The following is a 25,629-nucleotide window of genomic DNA, read 5'->3' as shown; positions in this document are numbered from 1 at the left end:
ACCAGATAACAAACAGTAGAATCATATAACCCAACAAAAAATGCACGGAGGACAAGCGCCCGGTCCAGCCCGTCGTGAGCCGGACGCAGTTCGGATTTACTGAAAGACGAACGCCACAAAAGGAACCTTACCGTCGTCGGGCTAGTTCACCCTCAACTGGCCAAACTATCCTCTGTGTCGTTACTGTCATCCTGCGCTTGGCGTGCACTTGTTGACTGACGGTGTTGAAGAGCTGCAGCGGCGATATCACCAGCCTCTGGTCGACTGACATCAACCGTCGGACGTGCAAAGGAAATACCGTTCTCTTGAAATGACTGGCGCAACATTGCGTAAGCGGTTCGTCGGATGAAACTCTGTTGTGATGTTGGCACAGTTATCATGGCAAAGCTCACGACGATCCCATACTCCGCAAACTCCTCGACACCCTTCATTTTGAGGGGTTCAATGAAGAGCCCAGCAAACTCCGTATTCTCGGAAAGGCGTTGCCCGATAGCTTTCCCGATCTTTCGAACCTTTTCGAGATCTGCGTCATAGGGGATGGTGATGAGTAATTTTACCTTCGACCAATCGCGGCTCATGTTTTCAACAGCGCCAAGCTCGCCAAACGGGACAGTGAAAATTGGTCCTCTATGGTGTCTGAGCCTCACTGAGCGCAAGCTAAAGCCTTCAACCGTTCCCTTGTAATTTTTGGCCTGTATGTATTCTCCGACACGAAAAGCATCGTCGAACAAATAAAAGATACCACTGATCACGTCGCGGACGAGTGCCTGTGATCCGAAACCAATTGCCACGCCGAAGATACCAGCTCCAGCGATCAGAGGTCCAATATCAACACCCAGTTGCCCTAGGATCGCGAGACCAGCAATTACGACGACGGCTACTGCTAGTAGATTTTTTAGAATTGGAAGCAGCGTATGCAACCTTGTGGCATGAGTATCTTCAGACGTCGATTCCGCATAACCCTGCACAAGTGTTCGGGTATGTATCATCCGATCTACCGCGGCCTTCGCGAGGTGCCAAACGAGGTCCGCGGTGAGAACGACCATTATTATTCGGAACATCGAAAATATCAGGTCGTCCGCGTGCGGAAGGTCATGCCCTACGAAATGGGTGTCGGTCTGCCAAACGTAAGCGATCCACATCAGACCGATACCAATAACAATCGCGCGGCTCCCGCGAATGAGCAAAATGTCCCTGGTATTTGAGGTAGGAACAGATACGGCTTTCGTGAGGTGATCTCTCACAGCGTGTGAGACGGTGCGTAACAAGGGTGGAAATGCGACCAAATAGACGGATATCCAGAAAAGCGTTTTCCAAGCGAGTGCCCAGATTATCCAGACCACGATGAGGTAGAGCGATCGTGCAATACGCACGGGGGAACGTTGGGAGCTTACGCCCCACGTCAATTCAATACCCAGGACTAAAACGACTCCAGAGCTCAGAAACGAAATCGACTGGAGCACGTCGCCGTTGACGTCTAAGGCGGTTCCCACCATTGCTGAGGAGTAGGCAAAGATTAGGGTACCTATAATCAGCTTAATCCTGCCGTGCTCTTGGCGTTTCTTCGGGCTATGTTGGATTACGGCGGCTACTAAGCGGTAGAGGATAAATGCGAGCAGGTAGCATCCGGCGACAATGCGCAAAGAGCGCGGTAGATTGAGCGCAAAATACAGAGCTCCGGCGAAAGCAGTGAAAATCAGCGGGAGCAAGTAGTTTTGAAATCCTCCCCAATGGTGAAGAAGATTTCTTCGCACAAGCCGCTCTGCCGCAATGGCAGCTAGCAACATAATCAGAAAAATCACTGATGTTTCGGAATATCCAAGGTCGACAGACTCCGCGCGCATCACCCGGATTACCCTGTCGATTTCGCCGGGGATTTCAGGGATATGGGATACCATGATATGGATACGATTTCGTACATCCTGTTCCCAGCTCAGGACCCGGCTGGCTTGAGACGCCAAAGATCGCTCATTCACTTGCGACTGCGGCGTTCCCATTTGGAGGTGTCTGGTCTGATCTCGATCTGGTTTTGCGGATGACCCGTCTGATTGGGCCATCGCATACGTTGAGACGACTAGGAGCAGAACTGAAAGAAACCATTTCATTACAATGTTCCCGCGTGGTTTCAGGCGATGGTTCAAGATCGGTTTCTGCTATGGATTTGGCGGTCCCTCTTTCACCCACCTTGGTTTGGCCTGTTTCTCCGGACATTTGACCAATGAAACGACACCCTTAACGAAGGGGCGGCTGCTCCCCCAATGATTGGGAGAGAAACCAAATTCGTGTAGCACCGAATGCAAAGTGACCGGGCTCTTGTCATTTCCTAGAGAAGGGCTTCAGCTTCCATTGCTGCCTTCACGGATGGTCTTCCCATCATCATTTCGCGGAACTCTGCAAGGTGCGCAGGGACTGCAAGCGAGTAGCGCTCGCCCCACAAAAGCATCACAAATAGATAAAAGTCGGCGACTGTCGGCTTATCTCCAAATAGAAATTGTCCCTTGAAGCTATTGGAGAGGAATGCAAACTTTGGAGAAAGGCTTGCCTTGGCACGTGTCCGTTCTTCGACACTTCGGTGAGACCAAAGAGATTCAAAGCCTTGGTGCAATTCTGTAGAGATGAATGCAAGAGCTTCAAGAAGACGAGTTCTCCCGAGCTCCCCTGTTACGCCGAGGTTTGGGAATTTCGACGCGATCCAATCCAGTATCGCAACATTTTCGCTCAGTTTATCTCCAGTGTTCAATACCAGAGCTGGTACGTATCCCTTTGGGTTGATTTGCCTGTAGTCGTCACCTGACGCAGTGATTTTAGTTGAAAGATCTACTTGCTCGATCTCGAAGTCGGCCCCGGCTTCTCTGAGCGCGATATGGTCCGACAAACTACAAGCGCCGGGATAATAGTAGAGTTTCATAGGAATTTTCCTGTTCGATGTTTGCAGCTTAGAAGCTTCAAGTGCGCCTAAGCGGCGGTTGGGTATTCAGAATTTTGGCAGCTGATGTGGGAACGAATGGATGCGGCAGCTTTCTTTCCCAAGGGGTGCGCTGACACCTTATTGACGCATGTTTTGATCGGATTTTCGTATCGACAACGAGCAGGACAGCGCCATCCTGCTTGAATTCCGCGGTTGTCAGATCCAAAGTTGGCTTCACTTGTCGAACCACTTTTCGCCACCGGTGCTTACAGCTGAAACGGGGTCAGATGCAGGAAAGGTATCTTCAAGGCCCTCTTCAAGTTCATCCTCGACTGCATGCGCTATCTGTCCCGCATGCTCTCGTTCTCGTTCGATGGATTCGACTGCGGGCGATTTTTCGACGGGATCTGCCATGGGTTGCTCCTCAATAATGCGCGTCTACTGGTGTAGCCGCGTAGCGCCTGCCTAAACCGCGACGCCAAGATGAGAGCCTACCAGTGAGACGCGGAGACCTCTTCCCAAACCTTCGTTTGGATTACGGGGGCTACCGAGCGACGGTAAAAATGAAATCAGCCGTCATCGAAGATGGATAGATGGTTGTTCGATCCGCTCGAACTTGAAGAGTAACCGTCTCTTAGCTTGTGGAGTTTCACCTCACAGGAGCGACGGTGGCGTGCCAATCAACACAGGAGTATCTCATGTCCCTGCAGACAAATGTCCCCGCAGATAACACCTTTCACCAGGGCAAGCCTGGTAAGAGTGAGCTGGTTCCGTCGCGCTATGCTGTTAAAATCGGCGATATCGACGTGATGGTCATCAGTGACGGCGTTTTGCCATTGCCGACACAGATGTTGGGCCACAATGCGGACCCCGCCGTCCGTGCCAATTGGATGGCGAGCCAGTTTTTGCCAGCCGACGCGTTTGACTGGCCGCTAAACGCCGTTATCGTCCGCAGTGGCGATCAGATCATTCTTCTCGACGCAGGCCTTGGTCTCGACCCTGACCTTAATCTTCCGCGTGCAGGTCAACTGCTCAAGCGTTTGGAAGCCGCGGACATTGATCTCACCTCTGTTACCGATCTCGTCCTGACGCATCTACATATGGATCATATCGGTGGTCTCGTAGTCGAAGGTATTAAAGAAAAGCTTCGTCCTGATCTTCGTATCCACGTTGCTGCAGCGGAAGCAAAATTCTGGGAAGCACCAGATTTCACGCACACCAAAATGCCGGAAGGCTTCCCAGATGCTCTACGCGCAACGGCCAAGAAATTTCTGGCTGAGTACGGTAATCACTTGCATCTGTTCGATGAGCAGCAGCAAGTCGCACCAGGCGTTGTTGTTCGTCGTACGGGCGGACACACGCCGGGTCACTCTGTGATCCGCATCGCCTCGGGCGAGGATGCGCTCACTTTTGCTGGTGATGCGATCTTCGCAGTAGGATTTGATCAGCCTGATTGGCACAACGGATTTGAGCATGATCCAGAGGAAGCAGCGCGGGTGAGGGTGGAACTGCTTAAAGAACTGTCTTCGACAGGCGAGTTGCTCGTCGCGACCCATTTGCCGTTCCCATCGGTTGGGCGAGTAGCGGTTGACGCTGGTGCATTCCGCTGGGTTCCAGTGATTTGGGATTATTGATGAACGCTCTTTGTTCGCGTCAGATCTGTCGCCAGCATTGATGTTCCTGTGAGAACCTAGTTCTCTCAGCACATTTATCTCGTTTAGTAACCGAGCGCGTTAGCGTTCGGTTATTTTTTTGACTTCGTCGTTTCTAGATGTCGTCCATCTTGGCTGATGGAGAGCCCACCCTATGTGAAGTGGAAATGAGCTCTAGTTATCCTTCTGCTCCATGTCAGCCGTCCGGTGTTTCTGAATTATCGGCAATGTAAATGAAAAGATCGCGCCTTTGGGCTCATTGCTTTCGACCCATAGATCGCCGCCGTGCGAAGTTACGACAGAGCGACAAATCGCTAATCCCATCCCCATGCCATGCTCTTTTGTCGTAAAGAACGGCTCAAATATTTTTGCAGCATTCTCGATCCCTTGGCCTGTGTCACTGATTGAAGTGAGAACTGAATCGCCTTCACGCCGAACGCGCACAGATAAGACTCGATCGTCGCCACTCGCTGCGATGGCTTCGATGCCGTTTCGCATGAGATTGATAACCACCTGCTGGACCTGGACACGATCAACTATGAGCAGTGGAAGATTTTCTTCCAGTTCTACGTCAAGTTTTATTCGGTTTCGCTGAAGATTGCTGGAAACTAGCTCTCTTGCCTCCCCAACGAGTTCAGACAGATCAGTAGGGGCTCGGGCTTCGGGGGACTGGGCAAATAGAGCGCGAATCCGCCGAACTATGTCAGTCGCAGACTTCCCGCTTCGAATGATGCGTTCCAACGCTTGTTGAGCGCGACTTACATTTGGAGGTTCTGAAGCCAGCCATAGCTGGCATGCCTCCGAACTAGAAAGGAGCGCAGCCAGCGGCTGAGCTACCTCATGGGCAATAGAAGCAGATAGCTCTGCAAGATTTGCTGCTTGGCTCGAACGCGCGAGATTTTCTTGCGCTACGCGCAACTCCTCCTGAGCGAGAACCTGGTCGTTGACGTCAAGGGATACAGCGTACCATTCGATTATCGCTCCTTTTGCATCACGTATTGGTTCTGCACGGCTGTCCATCCACCGGTAGACACCATCGTAGCGCCGGACACGATATCTGATTGCAAGGCGTTGACTGGTCGTCATTGCTTGCCAGATTGATGTGCTAAGTCGCTTCAAATCATCTGGATGAATAGCCTCTCTTACGACATTGAGCGTGGCTGTAGGCTCGTCCACGAACTCCTCTCCCAAAGCGAAGAAATCGAATGTGGCCTTACTGATGAATGTTGGATACCCCTCGCTATCGAGCCGCATTATGTGGACCGGCACCATATTGACGAGTTGTGACAGTTCTTGTTCACGGAGTCGAAGTGCAGCTTCGGTCTGTTTATAGACGGTGATGTCGATAGACATGCCGTACCATCCGGTTATGCGCCCCTGTTGATCTCTCGTTGGCCTCATCGCAACTCTGTGCCAACCGTACTCTCCGGTCGAGACCCGTCTGAGACGGTACTCGTTGTTCCAATGGTCGCCGGTTATCAAACTGTGTCGGAGAGAGATGGCTACGCGCTCATACTCGTCCGGATGAAACATCTGTTTCCAGCCGAGATCGCCACCCGACAGAAAATCTTTGCCCGTGAGACGTTCATTCATCTGTTCAAGGGTCTGGCCAACAGTCGTTTGCGCATTCGGGGTCGCGTACGTAAAACGTCCAGCAGTATCCATGGACCATCCCGTACCGAATAATGTTTCCAACACCAGTGCGATGCGCGCTGCTTCGACTGTTTCACCGACCGACTCTGCTATTGACCAAGGTAGATGCTGTGCTGAAATTTTCGCAGGTGTGTCGCCTGCAATCTCGTAACCCGGTTCAGCTCTGAAGTCGCCCCAATCGTAACTACCGTCTGATTGCAGCCGTCTGTAACGGACAATCTGGGGGAACCCACTCCAGAACGCTCTGGATGATGCCTGGCTCACCACATCCCTGTCTTCAGGATGGACGGTCTTCAAAAATTTTTCATTTAACGAGTGGGGCCCGGGCTCACTTTGCTCTCGCGATACGTCATTTGTGGCACGTTGCCGCCCTGCTGAATGCGCAATAAACAAGGCGCTTATACATAAAGCGGTGCCGAAGAAAGAACTCCAAGATTTGGTGTCGAGGCTTTTCCACCCCAGCCAGTTGATCGATATCCCGCTAACAAGTGCTACGCAGATAACAACGGTCAGGATGACCCTCGTGCGCTGACTGGTATAGAGGCCAATGGTAACGACTGCCAAAAGAAGTCCAATTTCGTTGGCGGTCAGCCAATAGAGCAATAAGCCTAAAAAGCACCCAAAGATGAGAAATGCTCGGCGAACGTGATGGGACTCAGGCTTCTCCGTCATACTATCGGATCTCTTTTAGCCAACGAGCATGCATAGGCGCGCACGTTCATAGTTCATCGTCCTTAAAAGCCTGTAGCGCGTTATCAGTTTGCGTTTACTTTCGGCAGAATGAATGTGAGAAAAAGTACGCCAGCAATCAGGAAAAGCGAGCCAATGATTGGACTATCGGGGTTGTGTTGGTAGAGCGTTGTGCCAACCACGGGGCCGATTGCCGAACCGAGTCCTCTCGCTGCCATGTTCAATCCGCCGATTTTACCCTGAGCACCTTTTCCACCAAGTAGGCTTATCGCACCAAGTATCGCCGGTGCCAGGAAGCCGACAGCAAGCCCGATGATCGCCATTGCCAGGCACATTTCAAATGTGTCGTTGGCGGGCAGAAGCATGATTAGGCCAATGAAAATACCTATGCTGCCAAACTGCAGCATAAGAGTTGGCTTCCAATTTCGGCGTGTAGCGATCAGAACCTGCGCTGCGCAAACCGCGATGACGCCAACTGTTAAGACTAATCCGGTCTGCGATGCGGCAGACCCGCTATCAAAACCAAACTTGTCTATTAGCCTAAGCGCGAAAATCGGTGGCACCGTCGTGTAGCATGTGAAGCCAACGAGGGTGATTAACAAATATGGCAAAATCTTTTGTACGGGAACTACAGATTCGCCCTTGGAGATTGCCGTTTGTGCACCAGTCGTTGGCAAGAAGACTGCCGCACAAACGCTTGCAAGCACTCCAAACACAGCAATGGTCGCGAAGCCGGAAACTACTCCGTATTTGCCCGTTAGCCAGAGGAGTGCCGAACCAATCAAAGTACCCGCACTAACCACAGCGCTCAGGGTTCCCATCCCGCTAACCCGACGCGAGGGTAAAGTATAACGTGCCATCGATGCCTGAGCCACGGGTATCAGAGCCGCTCCGAAAACGGCTTGGATCAGCCTCGCGACACCGAGTGCAATGCCAACGATAGAAGCTGGTAACAATATCCATTGACCAACAATTACAGCCATCGCGGCGGGACCGAGCGTTACCATTGGGACGGCAACGAGAAGAATCTTGCGCGGACTCAATATCTCGGAAACGTAACCCCAAAATGGAGCCGCGATGACCCCGATGAGTGCGCCTCCACCAAGAATTAGTCCAGTTTGGAGTTCACTGAGGCCGAGTTGCCTTCCTGCGACAGCGAGACCTCCGGTCATGAAGCCGTTCGCAGATGTATAGATGATTACGCCGAATAGCATTGTCGCGACTCCAAGCAGGGAGTAGGTCCGCGGCATCTCAATCTCGCTGATGTTGGCTGTCATCTTTTGTAATTTACCTCGATTGCTAGGTGCTATGCTGGCCCTGAAATTTGTCGCGTTGAGTGAAGAATAGGCGATACTCCTCAATCGCATGGTCTTATTCACTCAAACAATGAATTCCTGAACAATCTTCGAACGCACGATTTCGTATGACGGATACGCCAATAAACGTTCCTGGAGCTTGTTCAGCTTACGTCGATTGCATCTATTCACGCTATCCAGACTACTGTCTTTCGCAGACTTTTTCAGTTTTGGCATCCTATTAAGGCACTCGCCCTACCCAAACGTTGGTTTTATATAAACCGATGTCGATTTGAGGCTCTTAGGCTCCTCTTCAAAGCTTGGGAGTTTGCGATGCGTTTTGGTGTTTTAGCCGCCCTGATCATTGGTATGGCGGCGTTCGAATGTGGGGCTCCGACACGTGCGACGGCGGTTGACCTGCGGATAGAATCCGTGGCCGCGATTGTCGACGGTAAATCGGATGTCGATGGGGTTTCTTACCACTATCTCTTGGCCCGTGGAGGACCTAAAACAGTAGTATTGCTCCACGGTTGGGGGACAACGTCGTACATGTGGCGTTACGTCATGCCCCAATTGGCAGCGTTGGGGTTCACTGTTATCGCCCCAGATCTAAGAGGGCTGGGTGACACTGCTAAACCCGTGGACGGATATGAAAAGGCGTTGATAGCTGAAGACATTCGTAAGCTCTTGCGAAACCTAGATGTCGGTCCAGTGGTGAATCTGGTCGGACACGATATGGGCGGAATGGTTGTCTATGCCTACGCAGCCCAGCATCCCAATGACGTAGAGACACTCTCAATCATGGATGTACCTCTGCCGGGTATTGCACCCTGGGATGAGATAGTTCAGGGCCCACGCACGTGGCATTTTCGGTTTCATTCAGTACGGGATGTGCCTGAAATGCTCATTGCTGGGCGAGAGCTTGAGTACCTGAAGTGGTTTCATAACGCAGAGGGTGTGAATACTCGGGCTTTTGACAATGAGGCCGATGAAATCTACGGGCGGTCTTATGCGCAGCCTGGTGCTCTCCGTGCTGGCTTCGAGTATTATCGCGCGTTTCCCAAAGATGTTGAAACGAACAGAGCGCTTGCCGCTAGGAAACTTACGATGCCGGTTCTTGCAATGAGCGGGGCAGGGGGAATGGGATCGATGTATGAAGGCCACATCCGAAACGTTGCTAAGAACGTTAGAGGCGTCGTTGTCGAAGGCTCTGGTCACTGGATTCCTGAAGAGAAACCTCAGGATGTGATCGATGAGCTAGTAAAGATCCTTCCGTCTCCCGAATGAAAAACCCAGATAGCGTCAGTGCTTAGTGCGGGGTGGATCCAACCCACCCCGCACTCATTTCACTAGTGATGCGACGTTGGTAAGTGGTTGCCGTCGGGTCCATGCGGATGATCAGGGTCGAAGGAGTGAGTGGTTTTGGAAGCGTCATCGATGGCAACGTATCCATCAGCTCCATAGAATGCGGTGTGCAGTCCCCAGTAGGCTGAACAGAACACCACAAGTACCACCCCCAGCCCGACTGGAATGTTTGTAAGCTTGCGTTTGAACACCGTGAATAGATCAACGCCGCTCCGTTGGTCCGCAGCAACCGCGAACAAGATTGCCATAATTAGGCCATGCCCGATGAGGTCTACACGTCCGAATGGCCAGACGGCCGCCGTGAAAATGATGAGAAGCGCAATAGCCGACAGTCTGCGGATCAACGGTGTCCAAAGCAGCCCGAAGCCTAGGGTGAACTCGGTGACGCCAGCCATAGGAATGAACACGTCGCGTGGCATCCCGAACGTCAGAAATGGCTTCTCTACGACGAGTGGGTAAAACCAGCTCGGAAAAGCAAATTTCTCAAGGCTCGACCACATCAATGCAATGGCCAGCCCCCAGCGCAGTGCCTCAAATCGTCGGGCACGCAATTTCTCATTCTTCAATGGTTCAAGGAGGAGATAACCGGCAACGCCCAATCCAAGCGCGAGATAGTCGAACAGGTGAAACAGGTCGTAATCGCGTAGCGCGAGAACCCAGAGGGCAATAATTCCGATCCCTGCAATTGGCATGGTACGCCGCGAGAATATGCAGCACGCGATCAGGAGCTGTATCCAGGACACCCATTCTGCCGGTGTCTTGAGGTCCGGTGTAAGATAGGCGCCACCGACGGCAAAAATGGCGACGAAAAACGCCGCGATAATTGCCCTGATGTATTCGTCCTGCCTGTTCCAGAGCGGCGCGGTTGCTGTGTTCAACCCGGCAATTGCCATTTCGCCGTACTTGCTCTTTTCGATCAGCCTTGTCGCAATGAAGAAGACCAGAACAAGTCCAATACCGACCCAGAACCACGGGTCATTCATCGTGTCAGAAATTGGCTCTGGCCGAGCGCCAACAATATAGGGCGCAAACCACTTCACATGTGCAAATGCGGTGACTGGAAGAACGCATGTGATCGACAGGGCGAGGAGAATTGTTTCGCGTGAATTTCGAAGCGTGCTCATGATTGTCACTTCGTTTGAGAGGGGAAGGCAGAGCGAGGCTCGGCCGGGCTTGGTTTATGCTGCAATCAGTTCATCGGTGGGCCCGAAAAACTCGTAGTGAATGCGATCACCAGAGACACCGGCCTGAAGCAATCCGTTGACCAGAGACCTCAGGAAAGGCTTCGGTCCACAGAGATAAAAGTCCGAGGTGAAGAGCGACGTATTTTTGCGCAGCCAGTCGATAGTGATAAAGCCATCATGGTCGTGAGACAGACCTACTGCATCTGAGCCCGAGGGTTCACTGTAGAAGGTAGTAACAGCGACCCGTCCATGTCCGGTTGCAAGTGATCGTATATGCCGGTCCATTGCATGGGTAGCGCTGTTTAGAGCGCCGTGAACGAAGTGTGCGCTCAGTTCCGGATAGTCCCTGGCGATTGCTTCAAGCATGCTGACCATCGGCGTAAGGCCAACGCCACCCGAAAGCAGAACAACGGGCCGGGCTGGCTCATCTGGCAGGAAGAAGTCGCCAGCTGGAGGCGTCACCTCCAGAACGGTGCCAACATGGGCTTCGTCGTGCAGGTATCTTGACCCACCATCGCCGTTTGCCTCGCGCTTGACCGAAATCCGATAGAATTCGTCGTTTGGCCCACAGGAGATCGAGTAGTTCCGTTTTACCTGGTCGCCATTCACGATCAGTCTGAGTGTCAGGTACTGGCCGGGGCGGTGCCTTATCACCTTGCCACCGTCGGTCGGGCGAAGAATGAAGGACGTGACGACCTCACTCTCGGGCAGCTTTTCCGTGATAGTGAACTTGCGCCAGCCGTTCCAACCACCACTCTGGCTTTCGATGGTATCGCGCAGGTTGGCTTCGCGACCCCTCAGGATGTCGGCCAGGAACCAATAGGCTTCGCCCCAGGCATCGAGAATTTCCGGGGTGGCCGCCTCACCGAGAATATCGCTGATCGCAGCGAGAAGTGCCCGTGCGACATAGGGGTAATGTTCCGGCAGGATGTCATAGCCGATATGCTTATGGGCAATCCGCTCAACAACCGGGGTCAAGACTGCAAGGTTTTCGATGTTCTGCGCGTATCCGAGGATTGCAGCGGCAAGCGCATGTACCTGCGAGCCACCTTCACCCTGGTTGGCGTGGTTAAACAGGTTCTTGATGTGCTCGTCTTCAAACAGCCTGGCATACATGCGCTTGGTGATTTCGCTGCCATGCGCGGCCAAGGCTGGAACACTGGCTTTCACCAGTTCGATAGTCTGAGGAGAAAGCTGGCGGGACATTCTGTTTCCTTTCTGATTATGCGTTGTGGATCGGGGGCCTGTCGTAGAACTCGATCTTGAGTTTGACCGGGCCTGTTAGAGCGAGGTGGTGTGCTGAGATGGGTGGAATGACTGTAGGCATCCCCGGGACGATCACTTTTGAGATGTCCCCTTCGTGGTACTGAATGCTGCCTTCCTCGACGCGAATGAGCCCCCATGATCCCGCTTTCAGCGAATGGTCTCGAAGCAATGCCGCGGGGAGCGACACTTCATCGAAAGCAGCGGTGGTTCTGTAGGGAACTGGCCTGGCGAGCGAGAGAGCCTCGTCCCTGTTTTCCGTCGTCGATGTGCCAAACAGAGCGAAAGAAAACCTTGCTGCTATACGAACGGCCTTTCCCTGCATTTCCTGGGCGACTTCCGGCGCGAGAAGATCGTTTGTCGTTTCTCCCCATAACTCCAGCCAACGGTCAAACATGTCAGGACGGATGAGGTGGGAGTGTATGACGTGCATTGAGAGCGGATTGCCTTTGTAGCGACCGCTTGTCAGCATCAGTGACGACCAGAAATCTGTCAGCCGGACCATGTGCTCGTCCCAGTCCTGCACGACCGAGAACGGGACCGAAAGGACCGGGTCGGTTCGGATTTTTGCGTAAAATGCCTGCAGGACCTCGTTGATTTTGGCTTCTGTCAAACCGCTGATCATGATCAATCCCTAAAATATGTATCTGAAATACATCTATTCCGATTACGAAAACATGCTAACAAAATGCATGTTATTGGCTTAGTCATTTTGACGCAGGCATCGCCCATGAGACTGACACGCTACACCGACTACGCCATTCGCGTATTGATATACCTTGGTTCACGGGACACGGGTCTGGGCTCGATCCGTGACGTCTCGAAAACGTTCGACATCTCCCAAAACCACCTGATGAAAGTCGTGCAGGACTTGGCGGCCAATGGTTTTATAGAAGCTGTTCGCGGTCGTAACGGCGGCATACGCCTCGCCCGTCCAGCAACCGACATCAATCTCGGAGAGGTTCTAAGGCATACAGAGGGGCTTGATGATCTCTTGGAATGTTCGACCTGCATGATCGCGCCAGCGTGCGGCTTGCCACCCATTTTGTCGGAGGCGATGCGGGCGTTTGTCAGCGTGTTCGATAAATATACGGTCGCTGATCTCGTGAGAAACAAGCAGCATTTACGAACACTCCTCGCAGTCGGGTAATACCTGCGAGGAGTAAGAGGTGCTTTAATTCTTCCGACGCCAATCAATCAACGGGTTTCGTGAGTTCCGTTTCAGCGGTATCAACAACGAAGACAGCAAGGATTTTCGCAGGCTTTGTTTGGCTCGCGTTCGCGCTCACCTGATGGCGATCACCTGGCATTTCTGTCCAGTTTTCACCTGTTTTGTAGATCTTTTCCTTGCCATCGTTAATCTTGCTTTTTATTTCGCCCTCAATCACCGTCGCATAGATGAATGCACTTTTGGCGTGGATATGAGATGGATTGTATCCACCCGGACCATATTCGACGAGAACCCCGCGCATGCTCTTCCCTGGTACGTTTGGAAGTTTCGCATCAAAAACTACAGTGATCTTTGCGTTGTGGGCTTTCTGAGCCGCGAACACTGGCGTGGCCAACATGCCGACAATTGCTCCAGCAGTGATCAATGCCTTGAACATCGTATGTATCTCCTATCATAGCCAACAGCGGCTTTGGCTACGCTATTGGTGTGGGAGTGAATTGAAGAGTTATACGATGGTTTGGAGTTGATCTCTCCATGTGAGTTTCAACGTGCCAAGGATCGTTCCAATGCATTTCGAAAGTGCTGGCAGGATTGGAAGCGCATAGTCGTTCTTGACATGCCCTTGGGGCATATTTCCATCAGGACTAGGTGAGCGAAACCAACGTATAATTTTTGAGCTCAGAATATTTACGTATAGTTCTAACGTCGCCTTCGCAATTTCCTCTCTGCGAGGCAGACGAAATCCTTGTCGTCCCCCCGCCAAGGTAAAGGACCGTCTTGCCGCCAAAGACGGTCCTTTTTTTATCTTAAGTTACAGCCCATTTGGCTCACTGCCTCAGTCGATGTTTGTACGCAGTCCTGTCCCAACTCTCCGGTTGCATGAACGAGCAAAATCACGTGGGCCCGTAGCTCATAATGCGCCAAAAGTCCGAAATCCCGAACGCTGCGTCCAAGTCAGCTCAGCTTGATTTGAAGGGCTATTTGGTGTGGGTCGGTGGCGCACGTGCTGTGCCCTTCGCTCTAAGCAGCGCACGTCAAACCTCGGTCCCGCATTTGCGGTGGCTAAATTGTCAATCGAGGATGTTTGTCGCCCCTCGCGACGTGATGATGATGAAAGCCCCAATTAGAATTTCAACTATTGTGACGACAAAGCCAGAACTTGGGTCTCAAGCGAATTCCGCGTGTCCCGGTTCCAACGTCGATTGGCATCTCGGCAACAACCGGCCCGCGCGACGACAACACTACAATCCGTACATGAGCCTGAAGCGGACCGTTTCAGCACCGAAGAACGCATTGAGGAGCCGTCCCGAATGACGCTACTGGTCCTGTCTGTCTCGTCAGCTAGTCTTACGGTCTTGGCAAGCGGTGCCCTAGCCATGATTTTTCTGACACAACGAAGGCTCTCTGGTTGCCGCGCAGAGCTGAAAGAATTGAGTCAGCTGATCGAATATCTGCCTGTTCATATCGTTCGGGTAACGCCGGGTGGCGAGCCGATTTACTTCAACAAAGTTTTGTTAGAATTCTTCGGTTTCCTTGATATCTCGGAGTTGGATGACGAGAACAGCACGCGATTATCCACCGTGCTCAATTCTCTGGTTCATCCAGCCGATCTGGCGTTGTTTAAGGACAAAGTCGAGAACTTTGTTGATGGGCAACCGTACTCGGTGAGGTACCGGTTACGACGTGCAGACGGTGTTTACCGATGGGTCGATGTCAGAGGCCAGCCGGTTCGCGACAAATCTGGGACGTTAATTCAGTGGCTTATCGTGTCGATTGATGTTGAGGATGAAGTCCAGGCATTAAACGCGCTTCACGAAAGCGAGAGACGCTTGCGCAACTTGGTTGATGCAGTGCCTGCTAACATATGGTGTTCAAATCCAACGGGCCATCCGACCGGAGTAAACCAACGCCTTCGTGAGTTTGTTGGCGTTGAGTTTCAGAATTTGTCTGAGTTCAATCACGCACACCAGCACATTCTGTACCAAGACCTGATCCATCCCGATGACCTATTTGCGGTATCGGAGAGATTTGCTCTTTGCCAAGCCCACGAAGAGCCTTTTTCTATGAGATACAGAATGCGCAGATCGGATGGAATCTATCGTTGGTTTGAAGCACGTTCGGAACCCTCAAGAAACGAAAGAGGCGAGGTCACTCAATGGTATGGAGTCCTGTACGACATTGAGGAGCAAAAGCGCACCGAAGATGCGTTAAAAGAACGAGAGCGCGCGGTGTGGCAGCTTGTAGAGTCATTACCAGCAATGATTGATTGCGCGGCTGCGGATGGTGAGCCAATTTTTCGTGGCCAGCAGCTTAGAGAGTTTCTAGGCTACGAACTTGAGGAATTGGACGGTGGTGAGGCCTCAAGACTTGACGCCACGCTAGACGCTGGGGTTCATCCAGACGATGTCGCTGGGGTGAAAGAGCAATATGCAATTTCCCTGAGGAGCGGTGAACCATATGCTCGCCGCCATCGCCTTCGGCGGTACGACGGAGAGTATCGATGGGTGGAGACACGTGCGAAACCGATGAGGAACAGCGACGGGCAAATCGTTCAATGGAACGTGATATGCCTCGATATCGACGGTGAAGTAAAAGCGCAGGAAAATCTCAGACTGGTGCAGGAAGCATTAGCCCGAGCGAGCCAGGCTGCGAGCCTCGCGGAACTATCGGCCTCTATTGCGCATGAGGTGAACCAACCATTATCTTCCGTTTTAAACTCGACAAATGCGTGCCTGACTTGGCTTCAGGCAGATCCACCGAATCTTCTACGCGCAGCAAAGTCAGCAGAACGAATTATACATAGTGCAAATTCTGCGGCCGACGTCGTTAGGCGGATCCGTGCGCTCTTCCACCAATCTTTGGATGTTCGAGATGCGACCACGTTGGATGAGGTCATCTCGGAAGTTCGCGATTTTGTCTCAGCCGAAACACTTAGATACGGCGCGACTTTGGAAATCGAAGTGGAAAACGAATTACAGCTCATGCCGTTCGATCGCGTACAAATTCAGCAGGTGTTGATGAACCTCGTACGAAACGGCCTAGACGCGATGTCGGGTAGCCTTTCGCAGAGGCGACTGAAGGTTAAAGTCTTCACGAAGGGCTATGAGATTTATACCGAAGTCAGCGACCGGGGTTCAGGAGTGCAATTTCCGGATCGAATTTTCGAACCCTTCTTCACCACCAAGGAAAGAGGAATGGGGATGGGGCTCTCAATATCGCGATCGATTATCGAGGCACACGGTGGGCGGCTTTGGATTAGCGAAAACGGTGAACGTGGTTCCGCGTTTACATTCACTCTGCCTAGAGCGCGCGACTAGTCGAAGCGACAACGGATTGTCCCCCGACTTATCAAGCCTCAGGTCGGCGGATCGTCAGCACTTTTACATGTCTAGCCGCTGACCGCGCTCTCCGCTCAGCCCAAACGGGCATTAGAACGACAGTATAGCTAGCTGGGGTCGTGAACCCGTGGCCTACTGTGACAGCAGAAATTTTTGGTAGAAAAAATGAAAAACCCCAAGCTCACCACTGCTGCTGGAGCACCAGTACCCGATAACTACAACATTGAAACTGCGGGTCGACGAGGCCCAGCTCTGCTTCAAGATATCTGGCTCATTGAGAAGCTAGCTCACTTTGATCGCGAGGTCATCCCGGAGCGCCGGATGCATGCAAAAGGGGCGGGCGCGTACGGCACCTTTAAAGTCACAGCAGATATTCGAAAATACTCCAAGGCAGCGATTTTCGCAGAAATTGGGAAAGAGACACCAATCTTTATTCGGTTCTCTACTGTTGCCGGAGAACGTGGTGCGGCCGATGCGGAGCGTGACATTCGCGGCTTTGCAGTCAAGTTTTATACTGAACAAGGGAATTGGGATCTCGTTGGTAATAACACCCCGGTCTTTTTCTTTCGCGACCCACTCCGATTTCCCGACCTCAACCATGCAGTTAAACGTGATCCAAGAACTGGCACGCGAAGTGCGGAGAATAATTGGGATTTCTGGACCTTGCTTCCTGAAGCGTTACATCAAGTTACGATCGTAATGTCGGACAGAGGTATCCCATCGTCGTTTCGACATATGCATGGGTTTGGCAGCCACACATATAGTATGGTTAGTGGACAAAACGAGCGCCATTGGGTCAAATTCACCCTCAAGAGCCAGCAGGGAATATCAAATCTCACAGACGCTGAGGCTGCGGAACTTATTGGGCAGGATCGGGAAAGTCATCAGCGCGACCTTTTTGATAATATAGAGCAGGGCAGATATCCAAAGTGGAAAATGTATATCCAGGTGATGTCCGAGGCTGACGCCCTGCATCACAAGCACAATCCATTTGATGTCACCAAGGTTTGGCCCCACGCTGACTATCCGTTGATCGAAGTGGGAGAGTTTGAGCTTAATCGAAACCCAGAAAACTTCTTCGCTGAAGTGGAGCAGGCCTCGTTTTCACCGGCGAACATCGTTCCCGGCATTGGCTTCTCTCCAGACAAGATGCTCCAGGCAAGATTGTTCCCGTATGGGGATGCGGCAAGATATCGACTTGGCGTCAATCATCACCAAATTCCCGTAAACGCGCCGCGCTGCCCGGTCCACTCGTTTCACCGGGACGGTGCGATGAGGATCGATGGAAACTTTGGAGCCGCTACGAGTTATGTACCGAATTCATCGAGCGAGTGGGACGACCAAGCTGACTTTAGGGAGCCAATACTACCTATTGATGGCCCTGCAGGTCGTTTTGATCAACGGGTGGATGAAGACCATTTCGAACAGCCTGGCAACCTCTATCGGCTTCTCACCGAGGAGCAGAAACTAGCGCTAATTTCCAATACCGTACGATCTATAAAGTCCGTGTCGAAACAGGTGCAGATGAGGCACGTCGAACACTGTCGCCGCGCTGACCACAATTATGGTGAACGCCTGGAGCACGCTCTAGGGCTTGGCGGTGATCCTTGCTCAGGTTGTCCCTGTGCTTGCGGTGGCAATTGCAAAAGCTCGGACACGTAGCGCTACGCAAACAACTCCGATTTTCAAAGCGACGTTGCATAGACGCCTGATCCTCCCGGTTCTTCGAGTGGCACGAGCCGGGGCTTTGGGACATCAAGTCCTCCAGGCCCGTGGTACTCTAAGAGGGAGCGAAAAACTTTGGCGCTAACAGGTCTCGTTCTGTTTCTGTCAGGCTCGGCAAAAAAGCGCATATTTTTTTGGCGCGCACCGCTAAGAGTTTTGCTGGGAATCCTCCTGGTCGGCGGTCTCGTAAGTTGTGGACCCTATCTCACAAGTGGTGGCATTTCGCCTGTGGACGCGTCTGCCAACTTAGAACCCAATAGGCTGTCTGGGTCACAACAAATATCAAGTGTCGATGACCTCCTCTACGTAACCGATCGACTGCCGTTGGAGCGGTCCGACGCCATGCTTTCGTACGGTGCTGAGCGTTCGATGTAAGCGGCGTTCTGAGACCACGGTGTTTTTTATGAAGTACCGACATCTCACCTCATGAAGGTGTTAACGGTTTCATTGATAACCTATGTTCATGTCATACAAGCACTGCTAACTAAACGTACTGGTTATGCTTAGACGAAACGGCCTCGCATGCAGTTTTTTTTCATCAGATTCTTGATATTTGCCTCTTTAATTTCACTGACGGCTGTCTGGGCTCACGGCTTGGAGGGCGTTAAAACGAATCCTGATGGGGTTATATTCAATGTTTTATTCTACAGTATTTCGGGGTCAATCGCCTATTTCATCGTTCTTTTTCTGGCGTCATTTCTAGCCACAATAATCACTTCGAAGAACAATTTTCCTTTGAACTTCCACACTGTAATGCTGGCTGATACAGTTTTCTCGTACGCATTTATATTGAGCTCTTCGTGGCTTTTTTTGATGCAGAGCGCGAGTAGTGTTTCTGTAGGGGGAAGCCAAGGGGAACAGGTCGTAAACGGCTTGTACACAGTTGTCGGATGGAAAAATGCTTCCTACAACGCCTGGGGCGCGATATGCTTCGCAATTGTGCTGCATTTCGCGTTTTTCATTCATAACTATATTTCAACAAGAAATCAGTCGACAGCAGAATGATAAATGTAGGCTGTCTCGGCGAGATGGCCTATTTATCAGCATAGTTCCACGGCAGCAGCTCATCGATCCGGTTCTGCTTATGGCCGTTGACGATGGCGGCGAGCGTTGCGGTCAGATAAGCCTGCGGATCGACGGCATTGAGTTTGCAGGTCTCGATGAGCGAGGCGATGGTCGCCCAGTTCTCTGCTCCAGCGTCATGGCCTGCGAAGAGCGCGTTCTTCCGGCTCAGGGCAATTGGCCGAATGGTCCGCTCGACGCTATTGTTGTCGATCTCGATGCGCCCGTCGGTCAGGAATAGTTGGAGACCATCCCAGTATTTGGCGATGTAGGCCAAGGCTTCGCCGAGCGGGGATTTTGCAGCGACACGGGCTCTGTTATGCGTGAGCCAAACCTGCATGTCGGCGACGAGCGGTGCAGACCGTTCCTTCCGTCCGGTCACGCGAGCCTCCGGATCAAAACCGCGCAATTCGGTCTCTATCCGATACAGCTCGCCGATCCGTTTGACGCCGTCCTCGGCAATCGGTCCTGAACCGTTGCGAGTTATCTCCACCAGCTTGCGACGAGCATGTGCCCAACAATAGGCAAGCCGAATGTCCGGGCCGACACGGTCAGGAGCGATCAGCCTGTTGTATCCGGCATATCCATCGACCTGCAGGATGCCGGAGAAGCCCTGCAATATCCGTTCGGCATGAATACCCCCGCGACCAGGCGTATAGGTGAAGGCGACGCCGGGCGGAGCACCGCCGCCCCACGGTCGGTCATCCCGCGCCAGCGCCCAGAAGTATCCAGTTTTGGTCTTGCGCGAGCCGGGATCGAGGACCGGAGCACGGGTCTCGTCCATGAACAGCTTGGTTGAGCGCTTCAGGTCGGCGATCAACGCATCGAAGACGGGACGCAGCTCATAGGCTGCTCGACCGACCCAGTCGGCGAGCGTGGACCGGTCGAGATCGACGCCCTGGCGACTCATGATCTGAGCCTGCCGATACAGCGGAAGGTGATCGGCATATTTAGAGACCAGAACATGGGCGACGGTCGCCTCCGTCGGCAATCCAGCCTGGATTAATCGCGCTGGAGCAGGAGCCTGAACGACGCCGTCGGTGCAGGAACGGCAGGCATATTTGGGACGGCGGGTGACCAAGACTCGGAACTGCGCCGGGACCACGTCCAACCGTTCGGAGACATCCTCCCCAATGCAATGCAGGCAACCGCCGCAGGCGCAGATCAGGCTTGCTGGCTCGATCACCTCTTCCACTCGGGGAAGATGTTTTGGAAGAGAACCACGATTGGTCGTGCGTGGCTTGGTCGTCCTAGTTCCAGCAGGAGTGTCCGCCTCATCCTCGGCATGGATGGCGGCCATGGCCGTTTCCAGGTCCTCCAATGCCAGATCGAACTGGTCGGGATCGGTCTTCTCGGATTTGCGCCCAAATGCTGCCTGCTTGAAGGCTGCGACCAGCTTCTCAAGCCGTTCGATCCGCTCGTCCTTGCGAGCGATATGCTCGTCCTTACTGGCTATCGCGACGTCCTTGGCCGTCTCGCGTGCCTGGGCTGCGATCAGCATCGCCTTCAGGGCAGCAACATCATCGGGAAGATTAGCAACGTCCAACATGGCCAGAGCCTACCAAAACCAAATCCGTTTTGCTTCCGGAATCTATCGTGCTGAGTCATCGTGTCGCAGCTATTCGATGGCGACCGGCGCTCTCGTTTCGACAGCCCGAACCCGCCTCCAATCAAGCCCGGCGAACAGTGCCTCGAACTGAGCGTGGCTCAATGTCATCAGGCCGTCCTTGATGCCAGGCCAGGTGAAGCTATGCTCTTCCAGCCTCTTGTACGCCAGCACGATGCCGGAACCATCCCAGTAGATCAGCTTCAGCCGATCTGCCTTGCGAGATCGAAACACGAAGACTGCTCCGGTAAACGGGTCCTTGTGCAGCTCGTTCTTCACCAGCGCCGCCAAGCCGTCATGACCCTTGCGGAAATCCACGGGTTTGGTTGCCACCATGATCCGCACGCGGTTCGAGGGGAAGATCATGTCGCCGCCACCAAGGCACGCGCGATGGCGGCGATCCGGGCAGCAGACGCACCTTCCTCAAGACGGATCGTGACAGGGCCCACGACAATCTCGGCGTGACCAACCGCTTTAGACGGAGGGTCCGAAACAGGTGGATCGACGATCACCGCCGCGAACTCTACCGCATCCTCTGGTGCTGGCAGGATCAACTTGCCCTGCCGCGCCATCGTCCGCCAGGTGGAAAGACTGTTCGCCCGCAATCCATAGCGCTGCGCAACTTCATTGACCGTCGTGCCAGGCCTCAGGCTTTCCGAAACGATCTTCGCTTTGATCTCGTCAGGCCATTGACGATGAACCTCACGCACAGGCTTCTTGGTTGTGAGAAACTCCAATGTACTCTCCATGGAGAAACTCCCGTTCTTCATCCATGGAATGTCGATCACAGATCAGGCGGAAGCGAGCAATGTGGGGATAGAACATCGGTTACCGTTCGATGTTTTTGAGTTTTGGATCTCTAACGATGAAGAGGGGCATTACGCCAGGTGACAATCTTTGGCGGGTCAGCACCGTATCCGAGATAGGTCGTTTCCCCGCAGCACCCTATGGGGTGGAAATGACTGAGAATGGATTACGTCGTACGCCATTATCGATCAAAGCACACGAGCAAGCAGCCACGGCACTGCGGGCGGAAGTTGCACGCCGTCTTGCAATAGCTCGGCGCAAAGAGGTCGTCGTGTTTATTCATGGGTACAATACGAAGTTTGACAGCGCGGCACTCGCTACGGGAGACATTTGCCGATCACTGAAGAGTGAATTTGTCTGTGTCGTACTGACGTGGCCAGCCGGTGGATCAGGTGGATCGTTCTTCGGATACAATATTGACAGAGAATCGAGCGAATTCGCTGTTGCGGATTTCAAAAAAGCTATCCGGATCATCTCTGAAACTAAAGGAGTTGAGCGGCTGCATTTATTGGCGCATAGCAGGGGAACCGATGTCCTTGCCAGTGTAATCCAGCAGCTAGCCATTGAAGCGTATGTCAGCCGATCCTCGCTCTGGGAGCGTTACAAAATCGCCAACGCTGTCTTTTTCGCTCCCGATATCGATTTAGACGTCGCCTCTTCCAAGCTCTTCGCATGGGTCTCTGACCCCGATTTGGCATTTGGCCGCCGGGCAAGTCCCAGTATGCTGCCGACCCAGGGAGCGATGCATCTTACGATTTATTCATCGCGAAGAGATGAGGCATTGAAAGCTTCGAAGCTTCTTTTCGGTAGCGCTTTGCGATTAGGGCAGCTGGCTATCGGACACCTTCCCCAAAACAAGAGTGACCTTGTTTCCAAATGGACAGGAACTCACATGGGTGGCTTGGTCGATTTCATCGAATTTTCAGGACGGGGAGACTTGATTGGGCACAGCTACTTTTTGTCCAATCCTGGCGTCAAAGCTGATATGGTTGAACTCATCCGAAGTAGAGCCAAGGCGGACGATCCCCGTCGTCAGCTCCATGAGATAAAGCGTCCATTTTGGCAAATTTGAGGATCCCCTTTTCAAGGGGGATAGCGGTGGACGACGGCTGTGTCTCCGCGAGCCACCGTCGTCGCTCGCGGATGTACCACCGCGGAGTCGTACCTGTTAGGTTTTCACATCTGAATGGCGCTTGATCCATTGCGTAGCTGGAGGAACACCAGTTGTTCCTGGCAAACCGCTAAACGCGAACAGACCTTGCCATTAAATTCTCCGTGTCGAAAACGGAGTCTGAAAATGAAATCTCTAAATGGAAAAGTCGCGATAATTACTGGTGGGAACAGCGGTATAGGCAAGGCGACTGCACGACTATTTGCCGAACACGGAGCCCAGGTTGTTATTACCGGACGCCGCCAAAACGCATTGGATAGCGCGGTTCAAGAGATAGGGGCTGGCGCTATCGCATTTTGCGGTGACGTTGCTGACATTGAGTTTCATGGAAAGTTAGCTGCAGAAATCAAAAATCGATTTGGCACGATAGATATCTATATGGCCAACGCTGGAGTCATAAATCTTTCACCGTCTCATCTGGTAAGTGCTGAGGAATATGACAAGCATTTTGCGGTAAATAGTCGTGGCGTCTTCTTCGGCGTGCAGGCAATTGCTCCTCTTATTCGTGATGGCGGCAATATCATCGTTACCAGTTCGCTGGCGGCTACCAAGGTGTTGCCGCAGCATACAGTCTATGCAGGTTCGAAAGCTGCTCTCGCAGCTTTCGCGAAAAACTGGGCTATCGAATATAAGGAGAGGCGGCTACGCGTTAACATCCTTAGCCCTGGCCCGGTTGAAACTGAGATTTTGGGGAAGCTTGGGATCGATGAAGCCGATCTCCCTTCTATGGAGAAGGAGATGTCGAGCGTCATTCCGGTGGGTCGGTTTGGCCGACCCGAGGAGTTGGCACAGGCAGCGTTGCTTCTTGCAACCAACAGCTTCCTAAACGGAGTTGAGCTGCACGTCGATGGAGGCATGTCACTTGTTTGACGCGCTGCATACTCGGGCAAACCCGAAGTGTAATCACAAATCCGCGGTAAGTCGCGACGACACCTAAACGAAAGCGATAGTCGCCAAAACCTCTGTTTAGGTTGTCGGTCGAGACCCAATAGCGGAAATTTGCGAGCGCCTTCATCATGGAGACGCGCTCGCTCAACTCTAAAGCTGTATTTGGAAAGCCTGGGCGGGTTTCTCGAAAAATATGAAAAAAGGAAGCCTGATGCGCAAGAAGGTCACTTTTGCAGCATGTGCTGCGCTCTTAGCTGCGTCATTCACCCATGTGAATGCCGAGACCTCAAAGCCGATGATTGTCCTTGTCCACGGCGCGTTTGCTGATGCCTCAAGCTGGAACGGAGTTGCTTCAAGGTTGGAGAGCGACGGTTACTCAGTAGTCGCAGTTGCTAACCCCCTCAGAGGTTTGAAATCCGATGCAGACTACCTGGCTCGTTTTCTGAAGGGCTTAAACGATCCAGTGGTATTAGTCGGGCATTCCTATGGCGGCTCGGTAATGAGCGAGACGACTGCTGACACGGGAAATGTCAAAGCGCTTGTTTTCGTTGCGGCGTTTGCACCCGCTCCAGGAGAATCTGCTGTGGATCTTTCCGGAAAGAACCCAGGTAGTACACTTTCTTCAACACTCTCGAACCCTGTTGTTCTCGCCGATGGGTCGAGCGATCTTTACATCGACAAAGATAAATTTCCGCAGCAATTCGCTGCAGACGTTCCCATCGCGACTGCGCAACTGATGGCTGCGAGCCAGAGGCCGGTAGCTGACACGGCTCTGATGGAACATTCGTTTAATGCTCGGTGGCAAATGACCCCATCCTGGTTCGTTTATGGTGACCAAGACAAAAACATACCGCCCGTTACACTCCAATGGATGGCAGAACGAGCACATTCGAGAGGGACGTACGCTATCAAGGGCGGCTCGCACTCCGTTATGATTTCACACCCGGAGGAAGTGTCAAAGGTGATCGAAGAGGCGGCCGAAGCGACACGATGAGGCAGACCACTACTGGTGGTGCATAGCATTGTCAGTAGTACCAGATTCTAGAAAATGAACTCTGCCTGGAACCTTCGTATAGGTGTTTATCCGTTGCCGATATGATACCGCGTAGTGGAACCGCTATAAGCTCTTACTGCACTGCGGTTTGGGGAGCGGGAAATGCAGTTTTTCGGCGATCTGACGTTAGATCCAAACAATTCTACGATACATATTGTAGATGATGATGCTCACCTCTGTCGATCTTTGGTCGACCTGTTTGAGTCCGAGAATATGCACGCGGCTTGCTACAGCAGCGGCGATGAATTCATTGCTCACGCAGATCTGGAAAGAGCAGGGTGCATTCTTTTAGATATCTACATGCCGGGAGCTAATGGGTTCGAAATCCAGCAGCATATGGCTGATCGAAAATGTTTGGTTCCCATTGTCTTTATGACGGGGAGGGGAACTGTTGCCCTATCCGTTCAAGCTATGAAAAGTGGAGCTGATGACTTCCTGTTGAAGCCGCTCAACCGGGATGAAGTCCTCTCAGCTACGGGACAGGCAATTCGGCGTAATGCCGAGCGGCGGCTCCAGGCTACTGAGCGCAAAAACACGTTGTTCTGCATAGAAACGCTTACGCCTCGTGAGAGAGAGGTGATGAACTTCGTAGTGGAGGGCTTTCTAAACAAGGATATAGCGCGCGAAATGTCCGTAAGTGAAATGATGATCAAGCTTCATCGAAGTCGGATGATGAAGAAGATGCAGGCTGCATCCGTTCCAGAGCTCGTTAGGAAGGCTGAACTGCTCCGCAAACATTTCGGACACGCAACATAGTGTGTTCCAGGCTGCGGCAGATAAGCCCCTGTGGTCCTGAA

General features: G+C 52.6%; 20 protein-coding genes and 1 pseudogene. 9 read left to right on the top strand and 12 right to left on the bottom strand.

The features are described 5' to 3' along the window. Positions 1-152: 152 nt before the first annotated feature. The 3 genes from MRBLRC7O_RS14425 to MRBLRC7O_RS14415 all read right to left on the bottom strand — a co-directional run bounded on the left by MRBLRC7O_RS14425 (position 153) and on the right by MRBLRC7O_RS14415 (position 3,322). Complete coding sequence (locus MRBLRC7O_RS14425) at positions 153-2,105, bottom strand: mechanosensitive ion channel family protein (protein ID WP_112354852.1); 1,953 nt, start codon at positions 2,103-2,105, stop codon at positions 153-155. 218 nt (positions 2,106-2,323) lie between these two features. Beyond that, positions 2,324-2,908, bottom strand: coding sequence for a glutathione binding-like protein (locus MRBLRC7O_RS14420; RefSeq protein WP_060726448.1), 585 nt, complete (start codon positions 2,906-2,908; stop codon positions 2,324-2,326). Between the two features lie 234 nt (positions 2,909-3,142). Then, positions 3,143-3,322, bottom strand: a complete 180-nt coding sequence (locus MRBLRC7O_RS14415; protein ID WP_060726447.1) for a hypothetical protein — start codon at positions 3,320-3,322, stop codon at positions 3,143-3,145. Positions 3,323-3,606: 284 nt separating this feature from the next. Here MRBLRC7O_RS14415 and MRBLRC7O_RS14410 point away from each other — a divergent pair, with 284 nt between their 5' ends. Next, complete coding sequence (locus MRBLRC7O_RS14410) at positions 3,607-4,542, top strand: MBL fold metallo-hydrolase (protein ID WP_111798614.1); 936 nt, start codon at positions 3,607-3,609, stop codon at positions 4,540-4,542. 192 nt (positions 4,543-4,734) lie between these two features. Here the strand turns inward: MRBLRC7O_RS14410 and MRBLRC7O_RS14405 are convergent, their stop codons facing one another. Then, the gene (locus MRBLRC7O_RS14405) at positions 4,735-6,885 is read right to left on the bottom strand and encodes a PAS domain-containing sensor histidine kinase (protein WP_060726445.1); all 2,151 of its coding nucleotides are present in this window, start codon (positions 6,883-6,885) and stop codon (positions 4,735-4,737) included. 83 nt (positions 6,886-6,968) lie between these two features. Then, the gene (locus tag MRBLRC7O_RS14400) at positions 6,969-8,282 is read right to left on the bottom strand and encodes an MFS transporter (protein WP_367727469.1); all 1,314 of its coding nucleotides are present in this window, start codon (positions 8,280-8,282) and stop codon (positions 6,969-6,971) included. A gap of 249 nt (positions 8,283-8,531) precedes the next feature. Here MRBLRC7O_RS14400 and MRBLRC7O_RS14395 point away from each other — a divergent pair, with 249 nt between their 5' ends. Then, entirely contained in the window at positions 8,532-9,485 is a 954-nt protein-coding gene (locus tag MRBLRC7O_RS14395) for an alpha/beta fold hydrolase (protein WP_077998610.1), read from the top strand. A gap of 62 nt (positions 9,486-9,547) precedes the next feature. Here MRBLRC7O_RS14395 and MRBLRC7O_RS14390 read toward each other — a convergent pair whose 3' ends face one another. Genes MRBLRC7O_RS14390 through MRBLRC7O_RS14380 form a run of 3 tightly spaced genes read right to left on the bottom strand, consistent with a single transcriptional unit; the run spans position 9,548 to position 12,635 of the window. Then, on the bottom strand, positions 9,548-10,687 hold the full coding sequence (locus MRBLRC7O_RS14390; RefSeq protein WP_236731811.1) for a hypothetical protein: 1,140 nt from the start codon (positions 10,685-10,687) through the stop codon (positions 9,548-9,550). Positions 10,688-10,741: 54 nt separating this feature from the next. Next, positions 10,742-11,953, bottom strand: a complete 1,212-nt coding sequence (gene hmpA / locus MRBLRC7O_RS14385) for an NO-inducible flavohemoprotein (protein ID WP_112354854.1) — start codon at positions 11,951-11,953, stop codon at positions 10,742-10,744. A 16-nt stretch (positions 11,954-11,969) separates the two neighbouring features. Then, entirely contained in the window at positions 11,970-12,635 is a 666-nt protein-coding gene (locus tag MRBLRC7O_RS14380; protein ID WP_112354855.1) for a TehB-like domain-containing protein, read from the bottom strand. A gap of 105 nt (positions 12,636-12,740) precedes the next feature. Between MRBLRC7O_RS14380 and MRBLRC7O_RS14375 the strand changes: the two genes are divergently transcribed. Further along, on the top strand, positions 12,741-13,160 hold the full coding sequence (locus MRBLRC7O_RS14375) for an Rrf2 family transcriptional regulator (protein WP_111801623.1): 420 nt from the start codon (positions 12,741-12,743) through the stop codon (positions 13,158-13,160). Positions 13,161-13,203: 43 nt separating this feature from the next. Here the strand turns inward: MRBLRC7O_RS14375 and MRBLRC7O_RS14370 are convergent, their stop codons facing one another. Continuing rightward, the gene (locus tag MRBLRC7O_RS14370; RefSeq protein WP_060726442.1) at positions 13,204-13,617 is read right to left on the bottom strand and encodes a cupin domain-containing protein; all 414 of its coding nucleotides are present in this window, start codon (positions 13,615-13,617) and stop codon (positions 13,204-13,206) included. Between the two features lie 874 nt (positions 13,618-14,491). Here MRBLRC7O_RS14370 and MRBLRC7O_RS14365 point away from each other — a divergent pair. Further along, positions 14,492-16,498 (top strand): PAS domain-containing sensor histidine kinase, encoded by a 2,007-nt coding sequence (locus MRBLRC7O_RS14365; protein WP_112354856.1) that lies wholly within the window; start codon positions 14,492-14,494, stop codon positions 16,496-16,498. A gap of 186 nt (positions 16,499-16,684) precedes the next feature. Next, positions 16,685-18,181, top strand: coding sequence for a catalase (locus MRBLRC7O_RS14360; protein WP_367727715.1), 1,497 nt, complete (start codon positions 16,685-16,687; stop codon positions 18,179-18,181). A gap of 1,096 nt (positions 18,182-19,277) precedes the next feature. Here the strand turns inward: MRBLRC7O_RS14360 and tnpC are convergent. From tnpC to tnpA, 3 genes are all read right to left on the bottom strand, one after another. After that, the gene (gene tnpC / locus MRBLRC7O_RS14355; protein ID WP_111797203.1) at positions 19,278-20,855 is read right to left on the bottom strand and encodes an IS66 family transposase; all 1,578 of its coding nucleotides are present in this window, start codon (positions 20,853-20,855) and stop codon (positions 19,278-19,280) included. Between the two features lie 69 nt (positions 20,856-20,924). Further along, complete coding sequence (gene tnpB, locus MRBLRC7O_RS14350) at positions 20,925-21,278, bottom strand: IS66 family insertion sequence element accessory protein TnpB (protein WP_135522033.1); 354 nt, start codon at positions 21,276-21,278, stop codon at positions 20,925-20,927. Next, on the bottom strand, positions 21,275-21,661 hold the full coding sequence (gene tnpA, locus MRBLRC7O_RS14345) for an IS66-like element accessory protein TnpA (RefSeq protein ID WP_112295772.1): 387 nt from the start codon (positions 21,659-21,661) through the stop codon (positions 21,275-21,277). Before tnpA ends, tnpB begins: the two co-directional genes overlap by 4 nt. A gap of 83 nt (positions 21,662-21,744) precedes the next feature. Between tnpA and MRBLRC7O_RS14340 the strand changes: the two are divergent. From MRBLRC7O_RS14340 to MRBLRC7O_RS14325, 4 genes and pseudogenes are all read left to right on the top strand, one after another. Next, a pseudogene (locus tag MRBLRC7O_RS14340) lies at positions 21,745-22,791 on the top strand (alpha/beta hydrolase); the annotation flags it as partial. A gap of 225 nt (positions 22,792-23,016) precedes the next feature. After that, complete coding sequence (locus tag MRBLRC7O_RS14335) at positions 23,017-23,760, top strand: SDR family NAD(P)-dependent oxidoreductase (protein WP_060726439.1); 744 nt, start codon at positions 23,017-23,019, stop codon at positions 23,758-23,760. A gap of 229 nt (positions 23,761-23,989) precedes the next feature. After that, a complete protein-coding gene (locus MRBLRC7O_RS14330; protein ID WP_060726502.1) occupies positions 23,990-24,772 on the top strand; it encodes an alpha/beta fold hydrolase in 783 nt (260 codons plus the stop codon). A 162-nt stretch (positions 24,773-24,934) separates the two neighbouring features. Beyond that, on the top strand, positions 24,935-25,588 hold the full coding sequence (locus tag MRBLRC7O_RS14325; protein WP_111801602.1) for a response regulator transcription factor: 654 nt from the start codon (positions 24,935-24,937) through the stop codon (positions 25,586-25,588). Positions 25,589-25,629: the final 41 nt, after the last annotated feature.

It is taken from the genome of Agrobacterium radiobacter (assembly GCF_040801995.1).
Classification (GTDB): domain Bacteria; phylum Pseudomonadota; class Alphaproteobacteria; order Rhizobiales; family Rhizobiaceae; genus Agrobacterium; species Agrobacterium radiobacter.
The sequence above is the reverse complement of the archived record's forward strand: the minus strand, read 5'-3'. Positions and strand labels throughout refer to the sequence as shown.